At 69.0% G+C, this 15695-nt stretch carries 10 protein-coding genes; 7 read left to right on the top strand and 3 right to left on the bottom strand.

Features of this window, described 5'->3' with window-relative positions; translation table 11 throughout:
* Positions 1–23 precede the first annotated feature (23 nt).
* The gene (locus ACYU7L_RS01520) at positions 24–872 is read right to left on the bottom strand and encodes a PAC2 family protein (RefSeq protein ID WP_460793630.1); all 849 of its coding nucleotides are present in this window, start codon (positions 870–872) and stop codon (positions 24–26) included.
* Positions 873–1017: 145 nt separating this feature from the next.
* Between ACYU7L_RS01520 and metH the strand changes: the two genes are divergently transcribed.
* Positions 1018–4770 carry a methionine synthase gene (gene metH, locus ACYU7L_RS01515; RefSeq protein WP_460793419.1) on the top strand — a complete coding sequence of 1251 codons (3753 nt, stop codon included), beginning with the start codon at positions 1018–1020 and terminating at the stop codon, positions 4768–4770.
* A gap of 69 nt (positions 4771–4839) precedes the next feature.
* On the opposite strand, the gene ACYU7L_RS01510 is transcribed toward metH, so the two are convergent.
* Entirely contained in the window at positions 4840–7452 is a 2613-nt protein-coding gene (locus ACYU7L_RS01510) for a hypothetical protein (RefSeq protein ID WP_460793418.1), read from the bottom strand.
* Positions 7453–7939: 487 nt separating this feature from the next.
* Between ACYU7L_RS01510 and ACYU7L_RS01505 the strand changes: the two genes are divergently transcribed.
* The 6 genes from ACYU7L_RS01505 to ACYU7L_RS01480 all read left to right on the top strand — a co-directional run bounded on the left by ACYU7L_RS01505 (position 7940) and on the right by ACYU7L_RS01480 (position 14869).
* Positions 7940–8605, top strand: a complete 666-nt coding sequence (locus ACYU7L_RS01505) for an HAD family hydrolase (protein WP_460793417.1) — start codon at positions 7940–7942, stop codon at positions 8603–8605.
* A gap of 175 nt (positions 8606–8780) precedes the next feature.
* Positions 8781–10403 (top strand): ABC transporter substrate-binding protein, encoded by a 1623-nt coding sequence (locus ACYU7L_RS01500; RefSeq protein ID WP_460793416.1) that lies wholly within the window; start codon positions 8781–8783, stop codon positions 10401–10403.
* A gap of 93 nt (positions 10404–10496) precedes the next feature.
* Positions 10497–11525 (top strand): ABC transporter permease, encoded by a 1029-nt coding sequence (locus ACYU7L_RS01495; protein ID WP_460793415.1) that lies wholly within the window; start codon positions 10497–10499, stop codon positions 11523–11525.
* Positions 11525–12451, top strand: a complete 927-nt coding sequence (locus ACYU7L_RS01490; RefSeq protein WP_460793414.1) for an ABC transporter permease — start codon at positions 11525–11527, stop codon at positions 12449–12451. Before ACYU7L_RS01495 ends, ACYU7L_RS01490 begins: the two co-directional genes overlap by 1 nt.
* A complete protein-coding gene (locus ACYU7L_RS01485; RefSeq protein ID WP_460793413.1) occupies positions 12448–13530 on the top strand; it encodes an ABC transporter ATP-binding protein in 1083 nt (360 codons plus the stop codon). Before ACYU7L_RS01490 ends, ACYU7L_RS01485 begins: the two co-directional genes overlap by 4 nt.
* 19 nt (positions 13531–13549) lie before the next feature.
* Positions 13550–14869, top strand: a complete 1320-nt coding sequence (locus ACYU7L_RS01480) for an ABC transporter ATP-binding protein (RefSeq protein WP_460793412.1) — start codon at positions 13550–13552, stop codon at positions 14867–14869.
* Here the strand turns inward: ACYU7L_RS01480 and ACYU7L_RS01475 are convergent.
* Positions 14812–15663, bottom strand: a complete 852-nt coding sequence (locus tag ACYU7L_RS01475; protein WP_460793411.1) for a RecB family exonuclease — start codon at positions 15661–15663, stop codon at positions 14812–14814. The two genes, ACYU7L_RS01480 and ACYU7L_RS01475, sit on opposite strands and share 58 nt — an antisense overlap.
* Positions 15664–15695: the final 32 nt, after the last annotated feature.

The following is a 15695-nucleotide window of genomic DNA, read 5'->3' as shown; positions in this document are numbered from 1 at the left end:
CAGCCGGCCAGCGTCGCTCCCGGTCAGGAGCCGGCCGGGTCGTCCCCGCGGCGCTTGAGGTAGCGCTCGAACTCGCGCGCGATCGCCTCGCCCGACGCCTCGGGCAGGTCGGTGGTGTCGCGGGTCTCCTCGAGGGCACGGACGTAGTCCGCGACGTCTTCGTCCTCCTCGGCCAGCTCGTCGACGCCGCGCTCCCAGGCGCGCGCGTCATCGGGAAGGTCGCCCAGCGGGATGCTCGTCTGCAGCAGGTCCTCAAGCTGACCGACGAGGGCCAGGGTCGCCTTCGGGCACGGCGGCGCGGCGACATAGTGGGGGACCGCCGCCCAGTAGGAGACGGCGGGGATGTCGAGGCGCACACAGGCGTCCTGGAAGACGCCGACGATCCCGGTCGGGCCCTCGTAGGACGACTGCTCGAGCTTGAGCCGGTCGACCAGGTCGGGCTCGGTCGCCGTGCCCGTCACCGGGATGGGGCGCGTGTGCGGGGCGTCGGCGAGCAGGGCGCCCAGCGTCACCACGAGCTGGCCGCCCAGCTCGTCGCAGGCCGCCAGCAGCTCGGCGCAGAACTGCCGCCAGCGCATGTTGGGCTCGATGCCGCGGATCAGGATCACGTCGCGGCCCAGGCCGGGGGGCGAGGCCACCGCGATCCGCGTCGTCGGCCACTCGATGCGCCGGTGGCCGTTGGAGTCGGTGCCGACGACGGGGCGGTTGACCTGGAAGTCGTAGAACTCCTCCGGGTCGACGGCACCGACGACGCGCGCGTCCCAGACCTCGATCAAGTGGTCGATCACCGAGGAGGCCGAGTCGGCCGCGTCGTTCCAGCCCTCGAAGGCGGAGATCACCACCGGGTCGACCAGCGCGGGCACGTCGTCCATCTCGATCACCTGCCCAGCCTAGTTCGCGCCTGAGGATTTCATCGGGGCGGAGTGCCGGTGTCACGATGCGGGAAGGCGGTCCACGACGTGGACAGCTCTGCCTACGCTGGAGAAGCGGTCCGCCCGCGACCTTCGAGGAGACCCTGTGAGCCCGTCCGACGCCCAACCGGCCGACCTGATCCGTCCCGACCTGACCGACGAGCTCTCCGAGGCGATGCGCACCCGCATCCTCGTGATCGACGGCGCGATGGGGACGATGATCCAGGGCTACGGACTGGAGGAGGCCGACTACCGCGGGGAGCGGTTCGCCGACTTCGACCGCGAGCTCAAGGGCAACGCCGACGTGCTGTCGCTGACGCGTCCCGACGTGATCCGTGACATCCACCGCGCCTACCTCGACGCCGGTGCGGACATCGTCGCGACCAACACCTTCAGCGCCCAGCGCATCTCGCAGGCCGACTACGGCCTCGAGGATCTGGGCTACGAGTTGAACCTCGCCTCGGCGCGGCTGGCCCGCGAGGCGGCCGACGCGGTCACCGCGGAGACTCCGGACCGACCCCGCTACGTCGCCGGGGGACTCGGCCCCACGAACCGCACCGCCTCGATCAGCCCCGACGTCAACGACCCCGGCAAGCGCAACACCAGCTTCGACGAGCTCGCCGAGGCCTATCTCGAGCAGGCGCGCGGCCTGGTCGATGGTGGTGCCGACCTGCTGTTGATCGAGACCATCTTCGACACGTTGAACGCGAAGGCGGCGATCTTCGCGCTGGAGACGCTCTTCGAGGAGCGCGAGCGGCGCTGGCCGGTCGTCATCTCCGGCACCATCACCGACGCGTCGGGCCGGACCCTCTCGGGCCAGCTGCCCGAGGCGTTCTGGAACGCCGTGCGCCACGCGCGTCCGCTCGCGATCGGCCTCAACTGCGCCCTGGGCGCGACCGACATGCGCCCCTACATCGCCGAGCTTGGGCGGGTCGCCGACTGCTTCGTCTCCTGCTATCCCAACGCCGGCCTGCCCAACGCCTTCGGCGAGTACGACGAGACCGCCCAGCAGATGGCGGCGGTCCTGGCCGAGTTCGCCGACAACGGGCTGGCCAACATCATGGGCGGCTGCTGCGGCACCACCCCCGAGCACATCGCGGCGATCGCCGGCGCCGCCCAGGGCGGCACCCCCCACGTCCCGGCGACGCTCCCGGCCGCGACCCGCCTGTCGGGGCTCGAGCCCTTCAACATCACTCCCGACAGCCTCTTCGTCAACGTCGGCGAGCGCACCAACATCACCGGGTCGGCCCGCTTCCGCAAGCTGATCAAGGACGCCGACTACGACGCCGCGCTCTCGGTGGCTGCCCAGCAGGTGGAGAACGGCGCACAGGTCATCGACGTCAACATGGACGAGGGGATGATCGACGGCGTCGCCGCGATGGACCGCTTCCTCAAGCTGGTGGCGGGCGAGCCCGACATCTCCCGGGTCCCGGTGATGATCGACTCGTCCAAGTGGGAGGTGATCGAGGCCGGCCTCAAGTGCGTCCAGGGCAAGCCGATCGTCAACTCCATCTCGATGAAGGAGGGCGAGGACGCCTTCCGCGCGCAGGCGCGCCTGTGCCGCAAGTACGGCGCGGCTGCCGTCGTGATGGCCTTCGACGAGGACGGCCAGGCCGACGACCTCGAGCGGCGCAAGGAGATCTGCGCCCGGGCCTATCGCATCCTCACCGAGGAGGTCGGGTTCCCCGCCGAGGACATCATCTTCGACCCCAACGTGTTCGCAGTGGCGACCGGCATCGAGGAGCACGCGTCGTACGGCCTGGACTTCATCGAGGCCACCCGCTGGATCAAGGAGAACCTGCCCGGCGCCAAGGTGTCGGGCGGCATCTCCAATGTGTCGTTCTCGTTCCGCGGCAACAACCCCGTGCGCGAGGCGATCCACGCTGTCTTCCTCTACCACGCGATCGCGGCCGGGCTGGACATGGGCATCGTCAACGCCGGCGCCCTCGTCGTCTACGACCAGGTCGACCCCGAGCTGCGCGAGCGCATCGAGGACGTCGTGCTCAACCGGCGCCCCGACGCGGCCGAGCGGCTCCTGGAGGTCGCCGAGGAGCACAACCGCGCGGCCGGACGCAGCGAGGCCGTCACCGAGGAGTGGCGCGAGCTGCCCGTCGGCGAGCGGATCACCCACGCGCTGGTCAAGGGCATCGACGCCTACGCCGAGTCCGACACCGAGGAGCTGCGAGCGCTGATCGAGTCGCGCGGCGGCCGTCCCATCGAGGTCATCGAGGGGCCACTGATGGACGGCATGAACGTCGTCGGCGACCTGTTCGGGGCTGGCAAGATGTTCCTGCCGCAGGTCGTGAAGTCCGCCCGGGTGATGAAGAAGGCCGTGGCCTACCTGATCCCCTTCATCGAGCAGGAGAAGCTCGACAAGCCGGAGTACGCCACCGCCAAGGACACCAACGGCACCATCGTGATGGCCACGGTCAAGGGCGACGTGCACGACATCGGCAAGAACATCGTCGGTGTGGTGCTGCAGTGCAACAACTTCGAGGTGATCGACCTCGGCGTGATGGTCCCCGCGCAGAAGATCCTCGACAAGGCCGTCGAGGTGGGAGCCGACGCGATCGGCCTCTCTGGCCTGATCACGCCCTCGCTCGACGAGATGGTCAACGTCGCCGCCGAGATGCAGCGTCAGGGCCTGACGATCCCGCTGCTGGTCGGGGGAGCGACGACGTCGCGCGCCCACACGGCCGTCAAGGTCGACGGCAAGTACGACGGGCCGGTCGTCTGGGTCAAGGACGCCTCGCGCTCGGTCCCCACTCTGGCCGCGCTGCTGAGCGATGCTCAGCGCCCCAAGCTGCTGGCCGACCTCAAGACCGACTACGACTCCCTGCGCACCCGCTATGCCGCCAAGCACGACCGGCCGATGGTGTCGCTCGAGCAGGCCCGCGCCAACCGGACCCCGATCGACTGGCAGGGCTACGAGCCGCCGGCCCCCCGGAGCCCCGGCGTGCACGTGCTGTCGTCGTACGACCTGGGCGCGCTGCGCGACTACATCGACTGGCAGCCGTTCTTCAACGCCTGGGAGATGAAGGGTCGCTTCCCCGACATCCTGAACAACCCGGCGACGGGGGAGACCGCCCGGGCCCTCTACGACGACGCGCAGGCGATGCTCGACCGGATCATCGAGGAGAAGTGGCTCACCGCCAACGCCGTCTTCGGCTTCTTCCCCGCCAACGCGGTCGGCGACGACATCGTGCTCTACACCGACGAGTCGCGCACCGAGGTGCTCCAGACGCTGCACAACCTGCGTCAGCAGGGCGACCACCGCGACGGCGTGCCGAACCGGTCGCTGGGTGACTTCGTCGCTCCGCAGCAGACCGGCCTGCCCGATCACGTGGGGGCCTTCGCCGTCACCGCCGGGCTCGGCATCCACGACCGGATCTTGGCCTTCAAGGAGGAGCAGGACGACTACTCCGCGATCCTGCTCGAGTCGCTCGCCGACCGGCTGGCCGAGGCGTTCGCCGAGCACCTGCACGAGCGGGTGCGCAAGGAGTTCTGGGGCCACGCCCCCGACGAGGAGCTCGACAACGAGGCGCTGATCTCCGAGAAGTACACCGGCATCCGCCCGGCCCCCGGCTATCCCGCGTGCCCCGAGCACACGGAGAAGAAGACGCTCTGGGAGCTGCTCGACGTCAACGCCAACACCGAGATCGAGCTCACCGACGGGATGGCCATGTGGCCGGGGGCAGCGGTCTCGGGCTGGTACTTCTCCCACCCGCAGTCGCAGTACTTCGTCGTCGGCCGGGTGGGCCGCGACCAGGTCGAGGACTACGCCGAGCGCAAGGGCTGGACGATGGCGGAGGCCGAGCGCTGGCTGTCGTCGAACCTCGCCTACGACCCGGAGGACTGAGCCGGGGTGGCTCGGCTCCGGGGCAGTCCTCAGACTGCCCCGGAGCCTCACCTCATGTTGCTGCGTGGATCAACGAACGCGACGCCTGTTGGTCCAGTCCTGCGTCGTCGTGCCGGTCTTGGCGACCTTGGCGACGTACTTCGTCCTCTTCCATCCGTTCTTGTCGTGCACCACGATCTTCACCTTCCCGTTGGCTCCCAGGACGCCGGTCCCGACCAAGACCCGATTGCCGTTCCTCGTGATCTTGATGACGGTCACCGACGCGCCCGCAGCCTGGGCGGTGCCCGCCACGACGTTGATCCTGTCGTCCCTGGCGCCGTTGTCCTTGGCCCTCAGGGTGGCGTCGACGACCGTGGGGCTGGGCTGGGGGACCGTGAACTTCTGGATGTAGGTGGCGGCGTTCGCGTCGAGGTCGGTGACCTTGACGTAGAACACGTAGTCGCCAGGCTCCAGACCGGTGTAGGTCTTGGTGCCCACGGCTGCGTCCTCCCACTCACCCTTGACGCCATGGACCGCCAGCAGGGTCTTCAGCGTCGCGCCGTCCTCGTTGGCCACGAAGCTGAACGAGGCCGAGTCGGAGGTGATGGCGTCGGTCGTGATCATCACGACCGGGGCGGTGGTGTCCTCGCCGCTGTCCGGGGGCTTCTGTCCGTGCACGGCGGGTGCCGCGAAGGACACGTACGCCGTCTCGGCCAGGTCGGTGCCACCCTGGATGCCGACGTCGATGCCGTACTGCCCGACAGGGGCACCCTCATTGACCATCAGATACCACACGAGGTCGGTGTACCCGGGGTTGAGCGACGCCGGCCACGTCCCGCTGAGTTCGTCCTGACCGCTGAGCGACAGGCTCATCGCAACCATGTCGAGGCCGTCGCTGGCGAAGACCTTCGCCTCGCCTGCCTCGAGCTCCTCCAACAGTTGCGTGTCGGGGTCGTCTTCGGGGCCGGTCAACGTGAAGGTCAGCGTGCCCTCCTGCTCGACGGGGGAGTAGACCCGCACGGGCAGGGGGTAGTAGGCGTCCTGGGTGCCGAGCACCGGCAGGTCAGCCCCCCACAGCACGGCCAGCGTGGCCGGGTGGACGTCGACCGACGAGCTGTCGCTGGCCAGGACCGCAGCCGTGTCGTCGACGTCGACGAGCTCGAGGGCCATGGTGAAGTCGCCGCTGGGTGCGGCCCCTGTCACCGTGACGTCGAGGTCAGTCGTCATCCGGTATCCCGGCTTCATCTCGAACCCGGTCTCCGCGCCCAGCCAACCGGTGAGGTCCTCCCCGGAGGTCGTGAGGGGAACCTCCACGCCACCGGAGGTGATCGTGACGTCACCCGCCTCGAGAGCGGTCGGCGCATCGATGGTCACACGCACCCTGGCCTCGTCGATCAGCGTGCCGCCCCACGGGTTGAAGAGCGAGCTCGTCGCCACGAAGGGCAGGGTCTGGAACGCGACCTCCGGGGCCGTCACCTGCACGGCCGGAAGGGTGATCGAGTCCATCTGCTCGTCATAGGTGTCGACGAGCACCGGGTCCATGTAGAAGCCCGGCAGGACGACCTCGTTCTCGTGCAGGTAGGCGATCACGGCACGTGCGTCGTCCGCCATCTGCGTGAACGCGGTGACCCCGGAGAGGGACCGGCTGTTGACCTCGTCCTCGGTGAGGCCAGTGGTGTCCGTCAGGTTGGTCCACTCGACGGCGTCAAGAACCCGGTCGACGTGCCAGGTCATCCCGGCGACATCGAGCCAGGTCACAGCCCCGGTGAAGATCTCGGAGCGGTTGTAGACGAAGCCGCTGTAGTCGACGAAGCTCTCACCGGCGGGCAGGACGTCGATCGGCACCGGCGTGGCCGGATCGGGGTCCGCAGACTGGATGAACGACAGCGATCCCCACGATGGCAGCGGGTCGAGGGCGGTGAAGCCGACGATCCGGTTGTAGTACTCGACCGTGTCGACGGTGATCGGGACGTACTTGCTCGAGGTGGTGCCGACGGCGACGGCGGCCAACTGCCACGCGTTGTAGCCGATGTCGGCGTAGTCGAGCCCGGGGATCTTGCCGGTGGTCATCAGGCTCTCGTAGATCGCGGCGTACTCAGGCGCCGCGTCCAGCGAGGAGCCGTCGGTGGACAGCCGCCCGGCCGCGTCGAGCGAGACCGTGGCGGCCAAGGTCAACTTGGTCTCGACGTCCTTGATCTTCCGCGCCAGCACGTCCTCGCTCGTGCGCGTCATGTTCAGTCGCTCGAGCTCGGGCTCGACCACGAACATGGCGTACTGGGGCTGCGCGTCGCACGCCTCGATCTCGGCGACCGGCAGCGGGTCGACCGGGCTCTTGATCCACTCACCCTGCAGCGGGATCACCCACACGTTGCGCCCGTCGAGCGGGTTGACCATGGCGGCGACCCCCGGCACAGCGGTGTAGGACACCGGCTGAACGCAGTATTCGACGGCCTCGGCGGCCTCCTCGGTCTCCGGGACGACGTACTCCTTCAACCGCGGTGTGCCGTCCGGTTCGCGCAGGGCCACGACGAGCTCGGAATAGACCGAGCCCGTACCAGAACCGCCTCCGTCGTCGCCGCCGCCACCGCCGCCACCACCGCCCGGTGCGGCACCTGTGGCCGCCGTGCCCGCACTGAGCGTGAGGGACGCGGCCAATGTGCTGACGAGCAGCACATGGAGCTTTGCTTTCGTCTTCCTGACCATGCTTTCCGACCTCCTCCATGGGCGCCAGAGGGCGCCACTCGCGATGCCGGAGGAGCGCAGGTCAGGCAGTGCGAGTGGATGTCCGAAGTACGGAATAGCGGTGTCGGCCGGACGTTCCTCCGAGCGTCCTTTTCCCAGTAGAGCCCCCGATAGTGAGGTTGTCTCGGGAACGGCTATGTTGCACGGATCGCACGAAGTCTGTTGTGCGCCTCACCCTCTGCCGAGTAAGTTTGTAGTCCCTCTCGCCGCCTCCAGCGCAGTCGTTGCGACGTCGCAGTCACCGGCGCTGGCGACATTGCGGCGACCGATCCCGACCCTGGCATCGCGAGCGGCGAAACCTCAGCCGTCTCGACCGTCTCGGGACCGACGAAGTGGCCTGGACCACCCGTCGTCGACCTGCACAGCGCGACGATCCGCAGACGCCTCGCCCGACCGTGAACACTTGGTCTTAGGGTGAGTCGTCGCATCGAGCGTGAGGGAGGGCACTGTGAGGACGACATCTGCGCGGTGGCCCAAGGCGGTCTTGTGGGACATGGACGGCACCCTGGTCGACACCGAGCCCTACTGGATCGAGACCGAGTTCGAGCTCGCCGAGCGGCACGGCGGCACCTGGAGCCGCGAGCACGCGCTGAACCTGGTCGGCAACGACCTGATCAGCTCGGGGCGCTACATCCGCGAGCACATGGGCATCGACCTCGAGCCGTCGGTGATCGTCGAGGAGCTGCTCGACGGAGTCGTGGCCCGGGTCGAGCGCGAGGTGCCGTGGCGACCCGGCGCCCGTGAGCTTCTCGCGGACCTCGGACGCAGGGGAGTGCCCTGTGCGCTGGTGACGATGTCCTACCTACGCTTCGTCGCGCCCGTTCTCGACGCCCTCCCCGCCGGCACCTTCGCCGAGATCGTGACCGGCGACGCGGTCACCCACGGAAAGCCGCACCCCGAGCCCTACCTCAGGGCCGCCGGTGCCCTCGAGCTCGACCCGACCTCGTGCCTGGCGATCGAGGACTCCAACACCGGGGCGCGCTCCGCCGAGGCGGCCGGCTGCCTCGTCCTCTGCGTGCCCAACCACGTCCCGATCCTCGAGGGCGAGAGCCGCGTCTTCCGCGACAGCCTGGTCGGACTCGACACCGCCGGCCTGCGCGCCCTGGTGGACTGAGACGCCCGGCGGTGCTCCGCTGACCGGGGCCGCCAGTCCGACTGCCGTGCAGACAGTTGTCGATTCGCGACCTTTCACCGGGGAACTTGCGGTGGCGTGGGCCACACCGCGGCCAGTATGTTCCCGGGAGCCGGTGTCGATCGGGGCCGGTTTCCATTCAGTGAGGGGTCTTGACGTGAACCGCAGAAAGCATGCGATCGCGCTGGCGGGGGTGGGCGTGCTGCTGGCGTCCCTCGTCGCCTGTGGCAGTGAGGACGACGACGGGGGCAACGGCGGCGAGGGCTCGCCCGAGGGAGGCTCCAGCGCTCCCTGGATCCTCGGCACCACCGAGTCCGTCACCGCGATGGACCCCGCCGGGTCCTACGACTTCGGTTCCTGGAACATGCAGTTCAACATCTTCGAGCAACTCGTCTCGATCCCGGCCGGCGCAGACGAGCCGGTGGGTGACGCCGCGGAGTCGTGCGAGTACGACGACGCTGAGACCGTGACCTGCACCCTGCGCGAGGGCCTGACGTTCTCCAACGGCAACGAGCTGACCTCCTCGGACGTGAAGTTCTCGCTCGAGCGCAACATCGCGATCGCGGACCCCAACGGCTCGTCGGTCCTGCTCGGCGCGATCAGCAACGGCGACGAGAAGAGCCCGGCCCTCGCCGAGGGCGCGATCGAGACCCCGGACGACACCACGGTCGTCTTCCACCTCAACCGTCCGGACACCACCTTCCTCAAGGTGCTGACCACGGCGACCGCCTCGATCGTCGACGAGGAGACGTTCCCGGCCGACAAGCTGCTCGGCGACGCCGAGGTCATCGGCTCGGGCCCCTTCAAGCTCAGCCAGTACAAGGCCGGCGAGCAGGCCGTGCTCGAGGCGAACGCCGAGTACGACGGCGAGCGCACCCCCGCCAGCTCGCAGGTCTTCGTGCAGTACTTCAACGACGCCGCCCCGCTCAAGCAGGCGGTCGAGTCCGGCCAGGTCGACGTGGCCTGGCGCACGCTGAGCCCCACCGACCTGAACTCCCTGGAGGAGGGCGGCAAGGTCGACGTCATCCAGGGCGAGGGGTCGGAGTTCCGCTACTGGGTGTGGCAGTTCGCGAACCCTGCCGCCAAGGATGTCGCCACCCGTCAGGCGGTCGCGCAGATCATCGACCGTGAGGCCATCGCGAAGAACGCCTACGACGGCACCGTCGAGCCGTCGTACTCCATCGTGCCGCCCGGCTTCGGTGGACAGAAGGACTCCTTCGAGGAGAAGTACGGCGAGCCCGATGTGGATGCCGCCAAGAAGCTGCTCGAGGACGCCGGGATCCAGACCCCGGTGGAGCTGACCATCGGCTACACGCCCACCCACTACGGTCCGAACGCGGTCGACGAGGCCAACGAGCTCGCCTCGCAGCTCAACGACAGCGGACTGTTCGACGTCTCCACCGAGGACGCCGAGTGGGAGCAGTACCAGAACCTCTACAAGGAGGGTGCCTACGACCTGTTCATCCTCGGTTGGTACCCCGACTTCCTGGACGCCGACAACTACCTGTCGCCGTTCCTGCGCGACGGGGGCTTCTACGCGAACAACTACAGCAACGAGGAGGTCAACGGCCTGCTCGACGAGGAGCTCGCTGAGACCGACGCCGACGCGCGCAACGAGCTGATCGGCGAGATCCAGGACATCGTGGCCGAGGACGTGCCCCTCATCCCGTCGTGGAACGGTCAGAACGTGGCCGTGGCCAGCTCCCAGATGGAGGGGGTCGAGGAGACGCTCGACCCGACCTACATCTTCCGCTTCTGGGGCATCTCGAAGAACGGCTGATCCCGCCCCACCCCCTGGGGAGGAGGGTGCGCGCCACGCACCCTCCTCCCCGCTTCATGTCCCCAGCCCCGCCCCGTCCAGAGGAGTCAGCTCTTGAGTTCCGCATCGGGCTCACTGCCCCGCTACGTACTGGTGCGACTCGCCCTGGTCGTCCCGATGATGTGGGTCCTGCTCACCATGGTGTTCTTCCTGCTGCGGGTAGCGCCGGGAGACCCGGTCTCCGCGGCCGTCGGCGGCAAGCTGAGCGAGGACGCGCTGGACGCCCGGCGCGCCACCCTCGGTCTGGACCGGCCCATGATCGTCCAGTACCTCGACTACCTAGGGGACGTCGTCCGCCTGGACCTCGGCAAGACGATCAGCGACAACCGGCCGGTCTTCGACATCATCAAGGACCAGGGCGGGGCGACGCTCACGCTGACTCTCGGCGCCTTCCTGGTGGCGCTGCTCATCGGCCTGCCCCTGGGGCGCCTGGCCGGTCGGCATCGCGACTCCGCCCTCGACGCGGTGATCCGCGTCTTCGGAGTCGTCGCCTACGCCGCGCCGATCTTCTGGGTGGGCATCATGCTGGTCATCCTCGTGGTGCAGCTCTTCCCGGGGTGGCCGACCTACGACATCGCCTCGGTCGTCACCAAGTTCACCGTGGAGCCGCGCACGCACATCCTGCTCGTCGACGCGATCCTGGCGGGCGACGGCACCGCGACCGTCGACATCCTCAAGCACCACGTGCTGCCCTGCCTGACGCTCGGGCTGCTGATCTCCGGCGTGATCATCCGGCTGGTGCGGATCAACGTGATCCAGGCGATGAAGGGCGACTACGTCGAGGCGGCCAGGGCCCGCGGCATCTCCGAGGGCCGCGTGGTCCGCAAGCACGCGTTCCGCAACGCGCTGGTCCCGGTGATCACCGTGATCGGCCTCCAGATCGCCCTCACCCTCTCGGGAGCGGTGCTCACCGAGCGGACCTTCAACTGGCCAGGGCTCGGCACAGCACTGATCGACTACATCACCGCCCGCGACTACATCGCGGTGCAGGGCCTGGTGACGTTCTTCGCGATGATCGTGGTGATCGTCAGCGTCGCCGTCGACATCATCAACGCGCTCGTCGACCCGCGAGTGAGGTACTGATGCGCAATCTCTTCCACACCATCTGGAACACCAAGGGCATGGCCCGGTGGATCTTCTTCACCGGTCTGCTGATCACCGCCGTCTTCGTCGTCTTCGCGGTCTTCGCCCCCTGGATCGCTCCCTACGACTACAACCAGGCCTCCGTCGACGGCGCCAAGCTGCCCAAGCTCGCCCCTCCGTCGGGGGAGCACTGGCTGGGCACCAACGACCAGTTCTACGACATCTACTCGCGGGTGGTGTGGGGTGCGCGCACCGCCCTCGAGGTGATCGTCCTGGCCGTCCTGTTCTCCTCCCTGATCGGCGTCCCGCTGGGCATCGTCTCGGGCTTCGTCGGAGGTTGGATCGACCGGCTGCTGGTCTTCGTGATGGACGCGCTCTACGCCTTCCCCGCGCTGCTTCTCGCGATCATCTTCTCGTTCCTGCTCCGAGGCCCGCTGGGCGGCGGCATCGTCGCTGCGGCGCTCTCGCTGACAGCCGTCTACATCCCGCAGTACTTCCGGGTGGTGCGCAACACCACGGTGTCGGCACGCGAGGCGACGTACGTCGAGGCTGCGCGCGCGATCGGCGCGCCCCCGTTCACGATCATGCGCAAGTACCTCTTCGGCAACGTCGTCCAGTCGGTGCCGGTGCTCGGCACCCTGAACGCCGCCGACGCCCTGGGCACCCTGGCGGCGCTGGGGTTCCTGGGACTGGGGATCCAGTCCAACGAGGCCTCCGAGTGGGGCTATGACCTGAGCCGCGCCCTGGACGACGCCGCCGCGGGCACCTGGTGGCCGGCGCTGTTCCCGGGGTTGGCCATCGTGCTGCTGATCACCGCCCTCACCCTGGTCGGAGAGGGGCTCAACGAGACCGTCAACCCGGCGCTGCGGAGGCGCCGACTGCGCCCCGTGGTCCTTCCGACCAACGACTCGAAGGTGACCAAGTGAGCGACCTGACAGGCATACCCGGCTCCGCGGCGAGCGCCGGGTCGAGCGATGCACCCGTCCTGGACGTCCGCGACCTGCGCGTCTGGTACGGCACCGAACGGGGACCGGTCCAGGCCGTCAACGAGGTCACCTTCGACATCCGCAAGGGGGAGATCCTCGGTCTCGTGGGGGAGTCCGGCTGCGGCAAGTCCACGCTGGGACGTGGGCTGATCGGCCTGCTGCCCGACGGGGCGGCCCGCGACGGTGAGCTGCTGTTCCAGGGCCGCGACATGCTGTCGCTGCGCAAGAAGGACCAGCACGCGATGCGGGGCAAGGACCTCGCGATGATCTTCCAGGAGCCACTGACCCGGCTGAATCCCCTGATGCGGATCTCGGAGCACTTCTCCGAGACGCTGCGCACCCATGTCAAGGGCATCAGCAAGGCCGAGGTCGAGCAGCGGTCGCTGGAGGCGCTGCGGCTGATGGGGATCCCGCCCACGCGCTACCGGGCCTATCCCCACGAGTTCTCCGGCGGGATGCGTCAGCGGCTGATGATCGCGCTCGCACTGGTGCTGCGGCCCGCCTTCGTGGTGGCGGACGAGCCCACGACCGCCCTCGACGTGCTCGTCGAGGCGCAGATCATCCGCATCCTGCACGACCTGCGGGCGAACTACGAGACGTCACTGCTGCTGATCACCCACAACCTCGGCATCATCGCGGAGGCCTGCGACCGGGTCGCGGTGATGTACGCCGGCGAGATCGTGGAGATCGGCGACGCCCGCGAGGTGTTCTCCCGTCCTCAGCACCCCTACACCCGTGAGCTGCTGCGCTCCACCATCTCGCTGCGCACCACGGGGCTGAACTTCATCGACGGCGCCCCACCGGACCTCGTGGACCCGCCCAGCGGCTGCTACTTCCACCCGCGGTGCCCGGACGCCATGCAGGTGTGCGCCACCCGACACCCTGTCCACCGCCTGCACGACTCGGGCACCCGCGCGGCCTGCTGGGCGGCCGACCTGCGCGACGACAAGGTGGACCTGACCGAGCACGAACGCGCACCTCTGGTGCGGGAGGAGATCTCCGTTGCCGACGAAGCCTGAGCCGCCACTGTCCCCCCGGGTGGAGACACGATCGGACGCCGTGGTCGACGTCGACGACCTCTCCGTCCACTTCCAGCTGCACAGTGGGGCGCTGACCCGTCTGCTCGGCCTCAAGGCACGCTCGGTCAAGGCCGTGGACGGGGTGTCCTTCAACCTGCGGCGCGGCGAGGTGCTCGGTCTTGTCGGGGAGTCGGGCAGTGGCAAGTCCACGCTCGGCCGGGCTCTGCTTGGCCTCGTCCCCGCCACGGACGGGACGATCACCTACCACGACGCCGCCCGGGGCGAGCGGGTCGTCTCCGGCATGCGGGGCCGCGAGCTCCGCGAGCTGCGGACCAACCTGCAGATGGTCTTCCAGGACCCCCATGCCGCGCTGAACCCGTCGATGACGATCGAGGACGCCGTGGGTCATCCCCTGGTGATCCACAAGATCGCCCAGGGCGAGGAGCTGCGCCGCCGCGTGGTGCACGCCCTCGAGCGCGTCGGGCTCGCGCCCGTCGAGAGGTTCCTGTCGAAGTACCCCTCGGACCTCTCCGGCGGTCAGAAGCAGCGTGCGGTCATCGCCCGCGCGATCATCCTGGACCCGGAGGTCCTGGTCGCCGACGAGCCGGTGTCGATGCTCGACATGAGCGTGCGGGCGAAGATCCTCCAGCTGATGCTGGACCTCAAGCGGGATCTCGGCCTCACCTACATCTACATCACCCACGACCTGGCCAGCGCGAAGTACTTCTGCGACCGCATCGCGATCATGTACCTCGGCCGAGTGGTGGAGATCGGCCCGACGGAGGAGATCTTCCGCAACCCTCGCCACCCCTACACCAAGGCGCTGCTGAAGGCGATCCCCGAGCCCGACCCCGAGCTGATGGTCGATCGCGAGCTGCCCCGGGGAGAGATCCCCGACGCTGCGAACCCCCCGATGGGGTGCAGCTTCCATCCGCGCTGCCCGGAGGCGACACCGGCCTGCGGGTGGGAGTCACGCGACTTGCGCGCTCTGCTGGAGGAGCACTGGACGCGGAGCGCCCCCGAGACCTACGAGGCCGAGCAGACCCTGCTCGGCTCTCTGGACCCGCTGGACCGACCGAGTCAGGTGGCCCGCATCGGCCGGGGCGGCTCCACGCAGGTGCGCGGCCTGCTCGATCGGATCCGCGGGGAGAACCCTGACGAGCCCCTGTGGGGCGGCGTGGACCGCATCGACGACCACGGCTCCGGTGTGGAGGTGCACTTCCACGACGGAGTCGACCCGCGACTGCGCCGGGACGGAGACGTCGACGTGGCGTGTGTGCTCTACCCGTCGGACGGCAGCGGCGGGGGAGTGCCGCCGAACTCGGGGCAGATCGCCTGATGGGCACACCAGGCGCAGAGCCCACTGCGCCGCGGCTGCCAGTCGCCGGTCTCCTCGGCTGACCGGATCGCCTCCCAGATCGCCTCGATCTTGCGCTCGGTGGCGAGCAGGTCGGCCTCGTCGGGGACGAAGCGCAGGATCTCCCCGCTGCCGAGGTAGACCAGCTGCAGCATCGACGGCACCACGCCGCGGGTGCGCCACAGCACCAACGCGTAGAACCTCATCTGGAACAGCGCCTTGGCCTCGAAGGCCTCACTGGGCGCCCGGCCCGTCTTGTAGTCGACGATGCGGACCAGCCCGTCGGGGGAGACGTCGAGGCGGTCCACGAACCCGCGCAGCAGCAGTCGCGAGTCCAGCACCGTCTCGATGTAGAGCTCTCGCTCGGCGGGCTCGAGGCGCTGCGGGTCCTCGAGGCTGAAGTAGCGCTCGAGCACGGCGTGGGCGCCGGCCAGCCACGACGCCAGCTCGGGGCCGTCGCCCTCGAGCATCGAGGCGACCTCCGGCTCGGCCTCGAGCAGCCGGTGCCAGGCCGGCTCGAGCATCTGCCGGGCCTGCTCGGGCGTCCGCTGCGCCGCCGGCAGGTCGAAGAGGTCCTCGAGCACCTTGTGCACCACGGTGCCGCGCACCGCGTCGGGTGACGGCGGCTCCGGCAGCCGGTCGACGGTCCGGAACCGGTAGAGCAGCGGGCAGGTCAAGAAGTCCCCGGCCCGGCTGGGGGACAGCGACGCCAGGACCTCCACGCCGTCCACCGGTGTGGAGACCCGATCGGCCGGGGAGTCCTGCTGCACGCTCATGACTCGACCCTAGGCGAGCCCGCCGACAGCGC

The sequence above is a fragment of the Nocardioides pacificus genome (assembly GCF_054775955.1).
This window is presented reverse-complemented; position numbering and strand designations above follow the sequence as displayed.